The sequence below is a fragment of the Intrasporangium mesophilum genome (assembly GCF_054783095.1).
The window spans coordinates 118,062-133,824 of the sequence record NZ_BAAGRF010000013.1; the positions used below are offsets into that span (position 1 = coordinate 118,062).

Genomic DNA, 15,763 nt, shown 5'->3' on the forward strand with positions numbered 1-15,763 from the left:
GGTGCTTTCGGTTGCCGGGCGAGTCGGAGCGTAGGGACCCAAATCGATTTGGACAACGGGTGGTCTCGCGGCTAGCGTCGAGGCGTGACCCGCAGGCGGCATGTGACGATCCACGACGTGGCACGGCGCGCAGGCGTGTCGGCGACGACGGTCTCGCACACGTTCACCGGGCACGGCGTGGTGGCGACCACGACACAGCAGCGCGTGCGCGCGGCCGCCACCGAGCTGGGGTACCGGCCTGATGCCCTGGCGCGGGGACTGCGCAGCAGCCGGCTCGGCGTCATCGCCCTCGTCGAACGATCCCTCACGGAGCTGGAGGCCCACGCCGTCCTGGGCATCGACTACTTCCTGCGCTTCGCCGGTGCCGCGGCGCTTGCGGCTTTCGACCAGGGGTACGCGCTGATGTTCGTCTCGGACCCTTCTGGCGACGAGTCGCCGGGGGCGGCATTCGCCTGCGACGGCTTCCTGGTCACTGAGCCAGTCGCCGACGACCCTTTGCTGAAAACCCTTGCCCGCCACGGCATTCCGTATCTTTCTGTCGGACGCGACCCGCGTCTCGACGAGCCCGACACCGTGGTGGACATCGCAACCGATCTCATCACCGACCGCGTGCTCGAGCACCTGGTCGAGTCGGGCGCGTCCCGCATCGCGACAGTGGTCGGCACCGATCAGAACGCCTGGAACATCGACACCGAGACCCGCTACTGCTCATGGGTTCGAGAGCGTGGTCTCGAGGCGGTCGTCGTGCGCCGACCCGAGCTCTCGGACGTCGAAGGAGGGCGAGAAGCGATCACGGAGGCGCTCGACGTGGACCCGCGTCTCGACGGCGTCTACGTCCTCATCCCGGAGCACGCGGTCGGGGTCCAGCAGGTGCTCGTCGAGCGCGGCCTGTCGCACGTCCCGCTGGTGTGCGGCTCCGATGCCGAAGCCGTCCGGGCCGGGACGCCTCCGATCTCGGCTGTCGACCTTCAGCCGGAGGCCCTGGCCTGGCAGGCGGTGACCCGGCTGCTGACCCGCATCGACGGGGTCGATCGCCCTGAACCGCCAGTACCGGACCACGGCCGCATCATGGTGCGTGGGACGAGCGGTCCGGCATTCGGGTCCGCTCATCCCGAGGGGCGTGCGCCCGGGCCGACCCGCCACTGAGGGCATCACACACCCCGGGCGACCACCACACGTCGCGCGGAGCACGCCAAGCTTGGCCTTCAGCCCCTGAACCTCGTTCTGGCCGTTCGGCACGTCGGGAGCTGCGATCCGTGCGACCGTGGAGAGGTCGCCGAACAATCAAGGTTCGTCCAAATTGTTCGCATCCCATGGGTCGGGGCCGACATGTGTGATCAGGTGTTCAGGCCCGCAGCGCCCGTGGCCATCCAAAGGTGGTGAGGGCATGGCTGCCCGCAAGATCTTCTCCGACAGTGTCGTTCCACTGCCCCAGCCCGACGGCCTCGCCTCGCATGGCGCGATCGTTCAGGCTGCCACTCAGCGACAGCTCGATGACACCATGGAGGTGCTGTTCACGCTCGCACCGGACCCTGAAGCCACAGCAGCGCTCGAGAGCAAGGTGGCGGCCGGCGAGGTCGCCACGCCCGAAGAGATCGCTGCGGCGACGGCCCCGGACGCGGCTCGCACGAAGCTGACGAGTTGGCTTGAGGCTCATGGCTTTTCGGTTGACAAGCCTTCTGCAGACGGAACCTCGGTGTATGCGAGATCGACAGTCTCGAACATCGCTGAGCAGCTGCAGGTCGAGATCGCCAAGGTCACCCAGGACGGCGTGACCTACTCTGCGGCGCGCACAGCGCCCAGCCTTCCCTCCGATGTCGGTGAGGGCGTGCAGGCCATCCTCGGCCTTCAGCCCTACCGGCAGCTGAACAAGCACTTTCGCAAGTACGTCGCACCACCCGCCGCCACGGGATCGCGCGAGATGATGGCGGCCGCCGCAGCTGCGGCCACAGGGACCCCGCCCTATCTCGTGGACGACCTGCGCAGTGCCTACGGCGCCCAGGATCTTGCTGTGACCGGTGCCGGCCAGATCATCGCGATCCTCATCGACACCGTGCCATCGGGCAAGGATCTCAAGGCGTTCTGGGCTCGCAACGGCATGACCGGCACGTCCGCCAGCACGAAGCGGGTGAAGCGGATCAACGTGGGGGGCACCACCCTGCCGCCCGCCGAAGGCGAGGAGACTCTCGACGTCGAGTGGTCCAGCGGCATTGCGCCAGACGCGAAGATCAGAGTGTATGCGTCGGGGTCGCTGCGCTTCGTCGACCTTGACCGGGCCCTCGACCGGATCATCGCCGACCTACCGCGCTATCCGGGCATGCGTCAGCTCTCGATCAGCCTGGGGCTCGGCGAGACCTTCCTCGGCGGCCCTGGTGGCGAGGTGGCCGCCCAGCATCAGAAGTTCCTCAAGCTCGCAGCGGCCGGGGTCAACGTCTTCGTCTCCAGCGGCGATGCCGGGTCCAACCCGGACGGGTCAGGGCACAGCTCGAGCGGTCCGCTCCAGGTCGAGTACGAGGCCTCTGACCCCGTGGTCATCGGCGTCGGCGGCACGACGCTCGACCTGGACTCCGCAGGCGCCGTCACGAGCGAGACCGCCTGGGCCGGCAGCGGAGGCGGCGTGAGTGCGTTCTTCGGTCGCCCACCATGGCAGACCGGACCGGGCGTCCCCACTGGCAACAAGCGCCTCGTCCCCGACGTCAGCGCGGCTGCGGACCCAAACACCGGCGCGCTCGTCATCCTGCACGGCAAGGACAACCAGATCGGCGGCACGAGCTGGAGCGCCCCGGTCTGGGCGGGCATCTGCGCGCTGCTCAACGAGTCGCGAGTCGCGGCCGGCAAGCCTGCGCACGGCTATCTGGCGCCGCTGCTCTACCCGCTCTCCGGGACGAACTGCTTCCGTGACGTCACCTCAGGTTCCAACGGCGCGTACCAGGCGTCCGCCGGCTACGACCGGGTCACGGGCCTCGGGTCACCTCACGTGGGCAACCTGATAGCCAAGCTCACCTGAAGGGGGTGGGCTCCTCCGCAGTGACTTGCTGAGGACCAGTGTCGGTGGCCGGTGCGATCCTGTCCCTCATGACTTCTTCCTCTGCGATCACCGAGCTGCTCGCGTTCACGATCGACACCCCTGACGCGAGCGCGCTGGCCCGCTTCTACTCCGACCTCACCGGCGGCGATGTCACCGGCGACTATCCCGAATACGGCTACGCCTCGGCGTCCGTGCTCGGCTCGGCCCTCAACTTCCAGACGGTCGCGGACTACTCGAGGCCCGAGTGGCCGAGCCAGACCCATCCGCAACAGTTCCACCTCGACTTCCGGGTCTCGGACCTCGATGCTGCGATGGAGCACGCCCGGGCGCTCGGTGCAACGGTGGCGCCCGAGCAGCCGGAGGGCGCGACGTGGCGGGTCATGATCGACCCCGACGGGCACCCGTTCTGCCTCTGCCCGCCGCGCGACTGAGACGCGGCGCCCGCGACGGGCGCGCTACTTCAGGACGCGGATGAGCTTCTTGTTGACGAACTCGTCGATGCCGTAGCGACCCAGCTCGCGGCCGAAGCCGGAGCGCTTGATGCCGCCGAAGGGCAGCTCCGCCCCGTCGAGCAGGACACCGTTGACGAAGACCATGCCGGCCTCGATCTTGTCGGCGACGCGCTCGGCCTGCTTCTGGTCCGTGGTGAAGAGGTAGGAGCCGAGACCGAACGGGATGTCGTTGGCGATCTGCACCGCCTCATCCTCCGTGGCGGCCTTGAAGACCATGGCGACAGGGCCGAAGAGCTCCTGACGGTAGACGTCGTTGTCCGGGGTGACACCGGTGAGAACGCCGGTCGGGAAGAACGCGCCGTTGCGCTCGCCCGCGGACTCGAGGCGGGCGCCCTGCCCGACGGCGGCGTCGACCTGCTGCTGGAGCCGGTCGGCGGCAGCGACCGAGGACAGCGGGCTGATGCCCTCTGCGCCGGCCTTGACTGCCGCGGTGAACTTCTCGACGAACGGGTCGTAGAGGTCCTCGGTGACGATGAACCGCTTGGCCGCGTTGCAGGCCTGGCCGGTGTTGTCGAGGCGGGCGCTGACGGCGGCCTCGACGGTCGCGTCGAGGTCGTCGGTCGAGAGCAGGATGAACGGGTCGGAGCCGCCCAGCTCGAGGACGACCTTCTTGAGGTTGCGCCCCGCGATCTCGGCGACGGCCGCACCCGCCCGCTCCGAGCCGGTCAGCGAGACGCCGTGCACGCGCGGGTCCTCGATGATCGTGGCAACCTGCTCGTTGGTGGCGTATACGTTGACGTAGGCGCCCGGCGGGAAGCCCGCGTCGTCGAAGACCTGCATGATCGCGGCGGCGGACTCAGGGCACTGGGGCGCGTGCTTGAGGATGATCGTGTTGCCGATGCACAGGTTCGGACCGGCGAACCGGGCGACCTGGTAGTACGGGAAGTTCCAGGGCATGATCCCGAGGAGGACGCCGTACGGCGACCGGCGGATCAGCGCCGAGCCCTCGCCCTGGAGCAGCTCGATCGGCTCGTCCGCGAGCAGCTTCTCAGCGTTGTCTGCGTAGTACTCGTAGATCGCTGCACTGAACTCCACCTCGCCGACCGCGTCCCCGAGCGGCTTGCCCATCTCGCGCACGATGATGGCGCCGAGCTCGTCCTTGCGCTCGCTGTGCAGCTCGGCGACCCGCCTCACCAGGGCGGCACGCTCGGCGACCGTCGTCGTTCGGGCCCAACCCTGGCTGGCGGTCGCCGCGGCGGCGATGGCCGCCTCGATGTCAGCATCCGTCGCGGTTGGAAACTGCTGGAGGACCTCGCCCGTAGCCGGGTCGGTGACCGCATAGAGGCTCACGTGGATCTCCTTGTCTGCCGATGATCGCGAGCTTCACGCTGCTCCATAGAGCTCTCACCCGTCAACAGCTGGGACCTAGGCGTCGGTGGCGATCCGATCCACGCTCACCCGCTCGGTGGTCCCGGTGACGCGGACCCGATGGTGGCAACGACGACCCGGGCCAGTTTCTGCATGTCGGAGAACTGGGTGTCCAGGCCGAGCTCACGGGCGAGGGCGAGATGTTCGATGTCGTTGACAACGGAGAGTGCGTGCGTGGCGAGCAAGGTGTGCATCTGTTCCGGAGTCCATGCGGAGATCATCGGTTCGTGCTCGAACAGGTTGGGCCTGCCCGCAGCTGTGAACAGGGCCTCAAGACTCTGCATGTCGAGCGGGTGGTTGCCGCTGGCGTCGCTGCAGACCGTGTACGTGGCCACGAGCCGAGACCCGGGGGCCGAGGCACCACAGATGCCGGTGAGAGTGGCGTGGACCTGGGCCCCGGTCAAGTAGTCCAGCACACCCTCCAGGATCCAGGTGGTCGGGGTTCTCGGGTCGTAGCCTGCTCGGACAAGCGAATGGAGCAGCCTGTCTTTGCCGAGCTCCACCGGGACGAACACCACGCCCTTGGCAGCAGAGGCAAGTCCGTCCGTGCGGGCCTTCTTGTCCGCCTGGGAGGCCGGCTGGTCGACTTCGAAGACGGTCGTGTCCGCCAGCTGCGGCATGCGCCACGCCCTGCCATCAAGACCTGCCCCGAGGACGACGACCTGGGTCCCGGGTCTGGGGCCCAACGCGTCGTCGATCGCGACCGTCCTGGTTGCGAAGACCGCCGCGGTCGACCAGAGCAGGTCGTAGACCCGGCGTTCCGGGCCATCCGGCACCGGGCCCAGGGCCAGGTCGACATCGGCCTGCTCATCGGGGCGCAGCAACCGTTGGGCCACCGGATCACTGAACCGCCCCGGCGCCAGACGCCCGTGCGCCACCGCCCGGCCCTGGCACACCCATACCGCCGTCCGGCTAGCCTGCAACCCTGCCATTGTCCGCACTCCCTTGTCTTCCCAAGCCCGCTCCAACGCGGACCACCGATCCCGGGCTCTCTCGTGGCGGTCGATGTACTTCGATGGGCCCGCCGCCCAGCTCCCTGCTTAGGAGACGGTTGGGCGGGCTGCACGTGACGGCCTTGATCGCCGCCGCAGCGTGAGGCACTCACCGGATCGCGCTGCCGACCGCAGCGCACCGCCAGGTCTCCCCGTACATTGACGTGATGGGCATGGTTCACACGGTCGGACTGGTGCTACATCCGGACCGGGACGCCAGGTCGGCGGTGGACACGATCTGCGGCTGGGCGAGCGATCGGGTCACTGTGCTCGGACTCCGCGACGAGATCGGCCGCATCGAGTGCCGGGCCGTGGGGGTGGATCCGGCCGAGCTGGTCGAGCGCGCGTCGCTGCTGGTCAGTCTCGGCGGAGACGGCACGATGCTTCGCGCCATGCGGTTGCTCGACCGTCGGGCCACGCCGGTCCTCGGGGTCAACCTCGGCCGGCTCGGCTTTCTCGCGGAGGTCGATGTGGCCGAGCTGCAGGCCGCGCTGTCGGCCATAGATGCGGACCGGTTCACGGTGGAGGACCGCGCGGCGGTCAGTACAACCTTGCCGGACGGGACCGCTGTGCGGGCATTCAACGACATCGCCGTCGTGCGAGTGCCCGGGCACCGCCTCGCCGCTGTCGAGATCTCCGTGCAGGGCTGCCCGTTCGTGCGGTATGCGGCGGACGCCGTCATCGTCTCGACACCGACCGGCTCCACCGCATACAGCTTCTCGGCGGGAGGGCCGATCGTGTCGCCGAACGTGCAGGGCGTCCTTGTGGCCGCGGCTGCGGCGCACTCGTCGTTCAACCGCGCGCTGATGCTCTCCCCGGACGAGGAGCTCACCTTGCGGGTCCTCCCGGTGAGCGGCCCCCTGGCGGTAGAGGTCGACGGGATCGTGGCCGGGCACGTTTCCGCCGGTGACACGCTCCCGATCGCCTCTGCGCGTTCCGCGGCCCGGGTCGTGCGTCTCGGCCGGACGACGTTCTATGAGCGGGCCAGGCGCAAGCTGCGCGTCGAAGGCAGCGCCGAAGTCGACTGAGCCTGCGCCTTCTGCCCGTGCGTGCGGGATCTCGGCCAGGCCGGGTGGTGGTCATCGAGCTCAAGACCGGCCGGGCAACCCCCCAGGGCGGGAATCAATCAGCTGTGCGGCTGGGGCTAGGTGTTTGCATTCGGTGCAGCACCGCCTCTTGCCTGCTGGACATACCAGCTGGCGATCTTGGCGCGTGACGTGGCGTCGAGCTTGGTCAGGATGTTGCGGATGTGGCCGTGGACGGTGCGTTCGGAGATGACCAGCTTCTCGGCGATCTGGCGGTTGCTCAGCCCGTCGGCAACAAGCCCCGCAACGTCGGCCTCACGCGGAGTGAGCGGGTCGTATGCCGCACCGTCGGGGGTCGGGGCGGCCGCGGCGCCCTGCCCGGCTGCGACGGCCTGCTCACCGAACGCCGCCGCGGCGGACGCGTCCATGGCCAGTCCGCGGGCGAACGCGGCGGCATACGCCTCGGGACCGGCGGCTGCGGTGGCCTGGGCGACGGCGGCAGCCCGGTACGCGGCGAAGGGTGTCGCGTCGGGAGGCATGTGGATGAAGCGCCACAAGCCGTCGGCGGCACCGAGCAGCGTCGCCGCGGCGACCCCACGACCCAGCGCTGCCTGAACCCAGCCGAGACTCTCGGTGGACTGCGCCGTCTGGAAGCGGTCGTCGAGCTCCCGGGCACATCGCAGAGCCTGGAGCTCGTGGTGCTCGGCTGTGGCGAGGTCCCCAGCGTTGAGGTCACCCAGACCCAGGACCCACTCGCTCGTCGCGCGGTTGACCAGCTCACCGCGGGTCTCGCTCAGCGCCAGCGTCTGGTGGCATACCTTTGTCGTCTCGGCGAGGTCACCGGCCGCCAGGCGCGCGAAGCCGATCACCAGCATGGCCTGCAAGTAACCGTACCCATCGGCGTGTCCGGTCCGGTCGAGCTCGGTCACCACCGCTGTGTAGTAGTCGCCAGCCTCGCCGGGCGCCCCGCTGTAGAGCGCGAGAGTGCCCAACCCGAAAAGATGGTCGGTCCCGACAAGGCACTCTGGCGCCCACCCGTCAGTACTGCGGTGGGTGTGCCGGTCGCCGTCCGCGCGCTCATCCACGATGGCGATGAGGCCTGCGGCCTCTGCGAGCCTGGCTCGTGAGTACTCCAGGTCGAGCTGTGGCGCGGACAGCCACCCAGCCATGGACGCTGTCCGGGCGCGCTCGGCCGGGCTGCCGGTGGGCTGCGCCAGCGCGAGATCGGCCCAGTGCCGAGCCTCGTCAAAGGCGCCCTCAGTGGTCCAGAACGGTTCGAGGTCCCGACACATCCGAAGCGCGACCGGCGATGTGGCCGGGTCGGACACGGCATGCTCCAGCGCGGCCCGCAGGTTGGCGTGTTCGCGGCGCAGCCGGGCCATCCATCGGGGCTGGTCGGGTCCGGACCAGTGGGCGACCATCTCCGCCGTCAATGACTCGGACCACGCCAGGTGTGCATCCCGCGAGGTCGCCAGGTCATCGGCGTCATTCGCCTGCCGTGCGCCGTACTGGCGCATCGGCTCGAGCATCCGGTAGCGACCCGGCACGTCGGGGTCCGCGAAGATCAACGACTTGTCCGCCAGCGACAAGAGCAGCCCGAGGACGTCCGCCGAGGTGATCGTCCCGGCCGCGCAGACGACCTCGGCGGCGTCGATGTCGAACCCGCCGACGAACACGCTGAGGCACCGCCACACCGCCTGCTCCTCGGGCGTGCAGAACCGGTAGCTCCACTCCATCGACGCCGCCATCGACTGGTGCCGTGCCGGAGCGCCGACCAGCCTGCCGTCCGCCAGCCTCAGCTCGTGCATGCGCCGCACCATCACCTGCGGCGCCGCGCTCCGGATCCGGGCGGCTGCCAGCTCGACCGCCAACGGTATGCCGTCCATCTCCCCGACCAGCTCGGCCACGGCCGGCGCGTTGTCCGGGACCAGACGGAACGATTCCGAGGCCAGGCGGGCCCGGTCCACGAACAGGGCCACCGCATCGAACGCCATCAGGTCCTCGAGAGACCACCCGTGGGCGCCCGGGTGCCCCAGCGGCGGCACCTGCATAGGGGGCACGTCGTACACCACCTCGCCCGCAAGCCCCAACGGCATACGGCTGGTGCCGATGACGGCGACACCCGGGCACTCACGCATCAGGTCTGCGACGAGCGGCGCCACCGACGCGACCAGATGCTCACAGTTGTCCAGCCACAGCAGCACCTGACGGTCGCGCAGGAAGTCGGTCAGCACCGCCGCGTTCCATTCCGTGCCAGACACCTGCAGCCCCAAGGCGCCTGCGACGGTGTGGCCGAGCAGTGCAGGATCCGTCAGGTCCGCCAAGGCCACGTGACAGGCGCCGTCGGCGAGCCCCGGGCCGATCTCGTCGGCCACCCTCGCGGCCAGCCGGGTCTTTCCGACACCGCCGAAACCGGCCAGCGTGACCACCCGGTTGACCGCCAGGAGGTCGCGAAGGTCCCCGAGCTCTCGCTCCCTACCGACGAACCGGGTCCCGAACGCGGAGCCCATGCCCACCGGACAATCGTGACAGGCCCGACAGCGAATCCCGACCCAATACAACCAACGCAGGCCCAAATGGGCGAAATGTTCCGAGGGGCCGTCCGATGGCTGGTCACGGGGCTGGTCACGGGCCTCGTCACGGGGGTGGTCACGGGGCTGGAACACGGCGGGGGCTGTCGGTGTGGTCGTCACAGTCGTGGGTCTGCTGCGTCTTTCTTGGTGAGGGGCCGGTGGGTTAGCCGGTGTGCCCTTGTTCGGTCGTCACGCTTTGAGTTGCCAGGTTGAGTTGGAGGATCATGTCCGAGCAGTCGAATCCGGAAGTCGCGCCCCCGTCTGAGCCAGGTGGTGCACGGGGCCGGGCGCCGAAGATCTCGCGGCGGACCATCGCGGCGTCAGTGGCGTGGTCCGTTCCCGCGATCGTGCTGGCCCCGACGGCCCAGGCGGCCACCTGCAGCACACCGGGCACGTCGGTCACGGCCACGTCCGTGAACGTCAACGGCGGACCCCTGGCCAGTATGGTCGGCATCACCGTCCCGGCGAACGTCAGGACGGTCACGTACACGGTCGTCGGCGGCGGCGGTGGCGGGTGGCACAGTGTGAACGGCCAGGGCGCGTCGATCACGGGGACCTTCAACGGGCCCGCTCTGGGCGGGCCCTCCGTGTTGACCCTGATCGCGGGTGGTGGCGGGCAAGGGGGCGATCAGTTCCCCGGCGGCACGTCAACGACCCTGGACGGCGGGACGGGGTACGGCAACGGCGGCAACACGACCATCCAAAACTGGCAAACCGGCGCCAGTGCCGGTGGGGGCGGGGGTGGCAGCGCGATCCTCGTCGGCAACACCCTGACCGGCACCCCTCTCGTCGTGGCCGGTGGCGGCGGCGGCACGTGGCCCAGCAACGCCAGCGGAAACGTCAACCCGTCGACCTGGAAGACCGGTATCACTCCGGACGGGGCGGCGAGTGTCTCCAACGCAGGACCGGTCGGCGGTGCGGCGCTGTCGGGCCGAAGCCTCACCGGCTGGTACCAGCCGAATATTCCCGGCCCCCAAACGAACGAAGGGGTCACCGGGTCTGCGGGCGGCGCCAGTGGCGCCAGTGGCGGTACGCCGTCCACTGCCACGGTGCAGCCGGGCACCACCGGGACGGGCACCAGAACGGGCACCGCGGGTGGCAATCACACCACGAGCGGCGGCAACGGCGGCGCAGGAGCCATACCGTTCTCCCCCGATCCATTCGGAAACTTCCTCGCCGCCGGTGGTGGCGGTGGCGGCGGTGGGTATGCCGGCGGCGCCGGAGGGAGCCTCTTCTACTGGACCACGCTCGACAGCAACGGACACCCCTTCGTTACCGCCGCAGGCAGCGGCGGTGGCGGTTCGAGTTTCGCCGACCCCAGCGTCACGGCCACCTCAGGGGTGACTGCCAACAACCCCAACGGTGGCCAGGGCGCGCCTGGCTCCGTAACGCTCACCTACACCTGCTGAGCCGCAACCAGGGCGGCCAGCTCTCGAGGAGAAACGAGCCCTAGGCACGACATCCCGGCTTTCAGAAGCCCTCGGCGCTCAGGCGTTTGCGTTCTGTCCGGCACCGGCTTCTGTCTGTTGGACGTACCAGCTGGCGATCTTGGCGCGGGAGGTGGCGTCGAGGTTGGTCAGGATGTTGCGGATGTGGCCGTGGACGGTGCGTTCGGAGATGACGAGCTCCTGGGCGATCTGGCGATTGCTCAGCCCGTCGGCGACGAGCCCGGCCCCGCGCATGGAGCATCGAGATCGAGCCCTCGATGTCGCTGAACAGCACCGTGAGGTTGGCCACTGGGCAGTGACAGGCCCGCGCCAAGCGGATGCGCGGTGGCCGAGGATCGGGGTGAGCGGCGCCCGGATCAGGCGCAGAATCAGGTATGCGGTCACTCCTGGCGTGCGTGGTGATGAGCTCGGTGGCGCTCGCCTGCTGTTCGGCGCCCGATGACCCGGTGCAGGGCCCGAGTGGCACCGGCTCCAGCTCGAATGCCGGCAGTTCCGGCACTGGAGCCGGCGGAGGCGGTGGTTTCGCCTCCTCCCTGTCACCGGTGGAGGTGGTTGCTGTCTACCGCCCGGTATGCGGCCCCCAGCCGCGGACCCCTCAGCCCACCGCCCCCGGCTGCGCGGATGAGCCGGTGGCCGGCGTCGAGGTCGTCGCGACCGCGCAGGGCGGCACGGTCGTGGCCAGGCGGCATACGGACTCGTCCGGCCGCGCCGTTCTCGATCTGCCTACCGGCACGGTGACGCTCACGGCGTCGCCGGCGGCCCCACCGCGCGTGACGCCGCGGCCGACGCAGGTGACCGTCGGCTCCGGTCCGGTGCCGACGGTCACCCTGCTCTATGAATCGTCCATGCAGTAAGGCGATTCGGGTGGGGGTCTACTTGCCGGTGCCTCCCTTCATGACGATGGAGGCGGCGTTGGTGTTGTTCGCCGTCACCGGGTCCGGGGTCGAGCTGGTCACCGATGCGGTGTTGAGGACGGTGCCGACGCTGCCGGACACCTGTGCCTCGATGACGAACGTCACCGTGGCGCCGGCGGGCACGTTGGCTGAGGTGCAGCGCACTGTGTGCGTCGAGCTGGTGTAGACGCACTGCGGTGAGACGAACTGCACGACGAGCTTCTTGTTCGTCAGCGGCAGGGCGTCGGTGACGACGATGTTGCGTGCGTCGGACGGCCCACCCGTGCCACAGGTGGGGGTCTGCGTCGACTGGGCATCGGTCTCACATCCGGTGTCGTTGTGCACGACGAGGGTGTAGACCAACGTCGGCGACGGGTTTCCGGACCGCTTGGTGGCCTGCTTGTCGAGCCACACGTCGGCCTGCGTGTTGACGGTGGTGTCCTGGGTCGCGGTGTTGTTGCCCGGCGCCGGATCCGGCGTTGCGGAGCTCACCGTGACGGAGTTGTGAAGTACCGTCCCCTGCGGGACGGACGCGGCGACCCGGACCGTGAGCTGCACGACCGCTGTCTGGCCGGGTTGCAGGGTGCCTGCGGCGCACTCGACGGTGCCCGTCTGGACGAGGGTGCACACGGTCTGGCCGTTGTTGTTGACTCCTGCGACGAAGGTCACGCCCGCCGGCAGGGTGTCGGTGAGCAGGACCGAGGTCGCCGTCGAGGGACCACCGTTGGTGGCCGTGATGGTCCACGTCAGGAGGTTGCCGGCCAGCACCGGGTCGGGCGAGTCGGCCTTGGTCACCCGCAAGTCGGCCTGCGCTGTGACGTTCGTCGGGACGCTGACCCGGTTGTCGGCGTTGTTCGGGTCTGCCGTGGCGCTGGAGACGACCGCCTCGTTGACGATGATCGTGCCCGGGGCCACATCCGGGGCGACGGTGCCGTTGACCGTCACCGTGACGACCGCGCCGGCAGCCAGGTTGCCCAGGTTGCAGGTCAGGTCGTGTGCGGTCGGCTGGCCGAAGGTGCACGTCCCGACGCTGGGCGACACAGACACGAAGGTGACCACGGCGGGCAGACGGTCGGTGACGACGGCCGAAACCGCTTGTGAGGGACCGTTGTTCGTCACCGTGAGGACGTACTGGATGGGCATGCCGGCTACGACCGAGGCGGGACCGGTCTTGGTCACGGCAAGGTCGGCCGAACCGGTAAAGACCAGCCTGCCGGTGGCCTGGTTGTTGGCCGTGTTCGGGTCCGGCGTGGCGCTTGTCACCGTAGCGACGTCGTTGACCTCGGCGACGTCGGATGCCGTGACCGATACCCGGATCGTCGTGCGCCCGCCCGAGGGCTCGACCCCGAGGTCGCACGTCGTCGTGAAGGACGTCGCAGGCCCACCCGAGGTCGGGAGGCACGTTCCGGAAGGCGTGACCGTCACTCCCGTGACCGTGAACGGAGTCGCCGACGTGAGTACGTCGGTGAGCGTGACGCCCACCGCGTCGGACGGCCCGAGGTTGTCGACGTGGATGTCGCAGAACGCGGTCGTCCCAGCCGGCGCCGACCCGTCCGGTTTGCACACCTTCGTGACGGCCAGGTCCGCTCGGGCGACGACCGTCGTCGTGGCGGTTGCCGTGTTGTTGCCCGGCGTCGGGTCGGCCTGGTTCGCCGCAGCGACCGAGGCCGTGTTGGTGATCAGCCCGGACGCCGCGTTGCCGAGGAACCCCGACGGCAGGTGGATCTGGATGGCGATGACCACGCTCTGCGCCGACAGCACCGTGCCCACGGCGCAGGTCAGCGTGCCGGCGGCGTTCGTGCATCCGGGGGCGCTCACGAGCGTCGTTCCGGCGGGCAGGACGTCGGTGACGCTGACGTTCTGGGCGGTTGCCGGTCCGTCGTTGGTGACGGTCAGGGTGTAGGTGAGGTCCTGCCCGGCGATGACCGGATCGGGTGCGTCGGCCTTGGTGATTCGCAGGTCGCTCTGCAGGCATGACGGGAGCCGGAACGAGCCGATGGTGGTCAGGCCGTTGTCGTGCATGCCGGTGAGCCAGAAGGTGCAGTCGTCGACCGGGTCGACGACCAAGCCCGAGTAGTCGCCCCACCGGTTGGAACCGGTCTGGGACGTCGTGCCCGAGGTGAGGGTCTGTTCGCCCTGCGGCATCGACCCGGCGGCGTCGTTGACGTTGCGGGCTGTGTAGCGCAGGGACGGGAAGGTGTTCGTCCCGTCCGAGGCCGAGTATCCGAGGGCGATGTCGCCTCGGCCGTCCATGGCTGCTGCCGCCATCCAGCGGTGCACGCCGTCGACCGGGGCGTAGGTGCCCTGCTGGAAGATCGACCAGCCGGAGCCGGTGTTCCGCAGCTCGTACCACCGCACGCCGGCCCGGTTGTTGCCGTCCGCGTCGACCGTCTGGTTGATCACCATCGACTGGTGGTCGGCGAAGTTGCGGTACTGCAGCCGCGCCATCAGGCGGTTCGTGATGCCGTCCACCTTCTGCGTGGTCCCGCGTTGCGGGATGCAGTCGCGGAACGTGGGCGAACAGGACAAGTCCGTGTCGAACGCGGCGGTGTCCAACGTGTCGGTCAAGGTGAACGTGGTGTTTGCGGGCGTCGCCCAGTCGACGTGGAAGGACCGGATCTCGATGCGATCGTTCCCGCCGTCGAAGGCGCCGTCGAAGGACATGGCGAACGGATTCGGCGCTCCCGCCGGTGGTGGGTCCGCGCCGTCCCAGTCGGCCGGGACGATGCGCCGCTCGCGTCCGTCGACGCCGCCGCCGACCGGGACGGAGAACGACTGGAAGGTCGCCGGCGAGCCGGACAGCATCTGTGCGCGGTCAAACACGTAGGCGCCGACGGCGCCGCCCTCGTAGGTCGACATATAGAGGCCGTCCGGCCAGATGCCGTACTTCATGTAGTCGTGGGACCGCGGCAGGTTGAACTGGTAGAGGAACCAGTTCTGTGTCGGGTCACCGGTCTGTGAGTAGGCGATGCACATCGGGAACGTGCCGCCCGGCCCCGTCGCGGAGTTCGGGTTGGTGAACTGGCTAACCATGAACCGGTCGGCCTGCTGGTCGTACAGGACGATCGGGTCGCCCGCGTTCTGGGTGCGGCACTGGTCGAAGCCCGTGCCCGCCGTCGTGCCGTTGATCCACAGCTGGTTCAAGTTCGTCGGTCCGGCCAGTGAGTTGCCCTGCTTGTCCCAGATCTGGATCTGGGCGTTGACCGTCTGGACGTAATGGTTGGGACCCACGTCCCCGTTGGGGTCCGGCGGCGAGAACGGGCTGGTCTGCCCGGCGAAGGACACGAGCGGTGAGGTGAGCTCCTGGGCTGCCTCCCCGCTCGTCCGCGACCCCGTCCCCGACGGTATGGCGGAGGTCTGGAGCGCCGGGTCTTTCGGGCCCTTGGTCGTCGTCGTTGCGGTCATCCGTCCGCGACCCAGGCCTTCCCCCGGGTCGGTGCGCGTGGCGCTCGGCTTGTGGCTCATCGCCTTGAGTGGCTTGCTCGTCTTCCCCGCTTTGAAGGGGGCGCTGACGAAGGGGCTTGCGTGTCTGCCAGCGCCCGTCACCGTCCCTTCAGGACTACTGGTGAGGGCCTGTGCCGAGGTGATGGGCAGCAATGCCGCCACCAAAGTCACCGCGAGCACACGTGGCACGGCACGGTTTGTCATGACTGTTCCTTCCCCGTATTGGAACTTTCGACCTTTCAGTGTTGCCGTGCGCAGGTGACAACCGCAGGCGAATCAAGGGAATTGGCACAACTAGCATCCAGGGGCCTCGATCAGAGCGTTAGGCACGGTGCCATTGGTGACAGAGCGCCACCTGAGCCCGCTGAGAACCCGGCCTTCGCTCCCGCGCATGTACGTCCAAAGGAAACCGTCGCCAGGAGGACGTCCGCATTCGTACCGTAGTCCGCCCGGTGGGCGTCATATTGGCATTGCCAATTG

At 69.0% G+C, this 15,763-nt stretch carries 11 protein-coding genes; 6 read left to right on the top strand and 5 right to left on the bottom strand.

Annotated features, from left to right (window positions below):
- Positions 1-84 precede the first annotated feature (84 nt).
- The 3 genes from ACYVLP_RS12100 (at position 85) to ACYVLP_RS12110 (ending at position 3,459) form a co-directional block, all read left to right on the top strand.
- On the top strand, positions 85-1,146 hold the full coding sequence (locus ACYVLP_RS12100; RefSeq protein ID WP_460627596.1) for a LacI family DNA-binding transcriptional regulator: 1,062 nt from the start codon (positions 85-87) through the stop codon (positions 1,144-1,146).
- Positions 1,147-1,387: 241 nt separating this feature from the next.
- The gene (locus ACYVLP_RS12105) at positions 1,388-3,007 is read left to right on the top strand and encodes a S53 family peptidase (RefSeq protein ID WP_460627597.1); all 1,620 of its coding nucleotides are present in this window, start codon (positions 1,388-1,390) and stop codon (positions 3,005-3,007) included.
- A 68-nt stretch (positions 3,008-3,075) separates the two neighbouring features.
- A complete protein-coding gene (locus ACYVLP_RS12110; protein WP_460627598.1) occupies positions 3,076-3,459 on the top strand; it encodes a VOC family protein in 384 nt (127 codons plus the stop codon).
- Between the two features lie 24 nt (positions 3,460-3,483).
- On the opposite strand, the gene ACYVLP_RS12115 is transcribed toward ACYVLP_RS12110, so the two are convergent.
- Positions 3,484-4,830 (bottom strand): NAD-dependent succinate-semialdehyde dehydrogenase, encoded by a 1,347-nt coding sequence (locus ACYVLP_RS12115; protein ID WP_460627599.1) that lies wholly within the window; start codon positions 4,828-4,830, stop codon positions 3,484-3,486.
- A 104-nt stretch (positions 4,831-4,934) separates the two neighbouring features.
- Positions 4,935-5,840, bottom strand: a complete 906-nt coding sequence (locus ACYVLP_RS12120) for a class I SAM-dependent methyltransferase (RefSeq protein WP_460627600.1) — start codon at positions 5,838-5,840, stop codon at positions 4,935-4,937.
- A 227-nt stretch (positions 5,841-6,067) separates the two neighbouring features.
- Between ACYVLP_RS12120 and ACYVLP_RS12125 the strand changes: the two genes are divergently transcribed.
- Complete coding sequence (locus ACYVLP_RS12125) at positions 6,068-6,928, top strand: NAD(+)/NADH kinase (RefSeq protein ID WP_460627601.1); 861 nt, start codon at positions 6,068-6,070, stop codon at positions 6,926-6,928.
- A gap of 116 nt (positions 6,929-7,044) precedes the next feature.
- On the opposite strand, the gene ACYVLP_RS12130 is transcribed toward ACYVLP_RS12125, so the two are convergent.
- Positions 7,045-9,435, bottom strand: coding sequence for a LuxR C-terminal-related transcriptional regulator (locus tag ACYVLP_RS12130; protein WP_460627783.1), 2,391 nt, complete (start codon positions 9,433-9,435; stop codon positions 7,045-7,047).
- 386 nt (positions 9,436-9,821) lie between these two features.
- On the opposite strand from ACYVLP_RS12130, the gene ACYVLP_RS12135 reads away from it, so the two are divergent.
- Positions 9,822-10,907 (top strand): hypothetical protein, encoded by a 1,086-nt coding sequence (locus ACYVLP_RS12135; RefSeq protein WP_460627602.1) that lies wholly within the window; start codon positions 9,822-9,824, stop codon positions 10,905-10,907.
- Between the two features lie 78 nt (positions 10,908-10,985).
- Here the strand turns inward: ACYVLP_RS12135 and ACYVLP_RS12140 are convergent, their stop codons facing one another.
- Positions 10,986-11,180, bottom strand: coding sequence for a response regulator transcription factor (locus ACYVLP_RS12140; RefSeq protein WP_460627603.1), 195 nt, complete (start codon positions 11,178-11,180; stop codon positions 10,986-10,988).
- 395 nt (positions 11,181-11,575) lie between these two features.
- Between ACYVLP_RS12140 and ACYVLP_RS12145 the strand changes: the two genes are divergently transcribed.
- On the top strand, positions 11,576-11,800 hold the full coding sequence (locus ACYVLP_RS12145) for a hypothetical protein (protein WP_460627604.1): 225 nt from the start codon (positions 11,576-11,578) through the stop codon (positions 11,798-11,800).
- 18 nt (positions 11,801-11,818) lie between these two features.
- On the opposite strand, the gene ACYVLP_RS12150 is transcribed toward ACYVLP_RS12145, so the two are convergent.
- Positions 11,819-15,487, bottom strand: coding sequence for a DUF11 domain-containing protein (locus ACYVLP_RS12150; protein ID WP_460627605.1), 3,669 nt, complete (start codon positions 15,485-15,487; stop codon positions 11,819-11,821).
- Positions 15,488-15,763 lie beyond the last annotated feature (276 nt).